This window comes from Marinobacter lacisalsi (assembly GCF_042651045.1).
Classification (GTDB): Bacteria; Pseudomonadota; Gammaproteobacteria; order Pseudomonadales; family Oleiphilaceae; genus Marinobacter; species Marinobacter lacisalsi.
Genome location: NZ_JBHSDI010000030.1, coordinates 1 through 963 on the forward strand (window position 1 = coordinate 1; position 963 = coordinate 963).

Annotated in this window: 1 pseudogene; it reads right to left on the minus strand. The window is 55.6% G+C overall.

Annotated features, from left to right (window positions below):
- Positions 1 to 892, minus strand: a pseudogene (locus ACFOZ5_RS13415) (IS3 family transposase); the annotation flags it as partial.
- Positions 893 to 963: the final 71 nt, after the last annotated feature.

Sequence of the window (963 nt, forward strand, 5' to 3'; positions counted from 1 at the left end):
CCCGGCTGGATAAACGCCAGCTTGATGTCCCGTTTTTCAGCCCAGGCTGACAGCTTGCCGCTGATGTACTCAGGCCCGTTGTCACAGCGGATAGAACGCGGTTTACCTCGCCATTCAATGATCTGATCCAGCGATCGGATAACCCGCTCTGCCGGAAGCGAGAAGTCCACTTCGATGCCAAGCCCCTCGCGGTTAAAGTCATCGATAACATTCAGCAGCCGGTAACCTCGTCCATCGTTGAGCTGGTCGTGCATGAAGTCCATCGACCAACTGTCGTTGATCGTTTCCGGCACAGCCAATGGCTCCGGTTTTTCACGAACCAGACGCTTCTTGGGCTTGATGCGCAGATTCAGCTCCAGCTCCCGGTAAATCCGGTAAACGCGTTTATGATTCCAGCCAAACCCCTTGACGTTTCGAAGGTGCAGAAAGCATAGGCCAAAGCCCCAGTTCCGCTGGTTGTGGGTCAGCCGAACCAGCCAGTCTGCGATCTCGGCATTCTCGCCGCTCAGTTTGGGCTGGTAGCGGTAGCAGGTCTCACTGATGCTGAACATCCAGCACGCCAGACGAATGCTGATGCGCTTTTCACCAACGGCTTTCTGCGCCATCTCACGGCGACGAGACGGCTTCACCACTTTTTTTCGATGGCTTCCTTGAGGATGTCAGCCTTCAGCCGCTCCTCGGCATACATCTTCTTGAGCCGGCGGTTCTCATCCTCCAGCTCTTTCAGGCGAGCCATCATCGATGCGTCCATACCGCCGAACTTGGCGCGCCATTTGTAAAAGCTGGCGCTGCTCATGCCGTGCTCACGGCAAAGCTCCGGAACCGGCACGCCGTTCTCGGCTTGCTTGAGTATCGACAGGATCTGGCTGTCGGAAAAACGTGACCTCTTCATGCAGAATCTCCCTGCGTGTAGCTTACGGAAAATTCTACTTTTGATCACCGCTGTTTTTCGGGGGGATTACC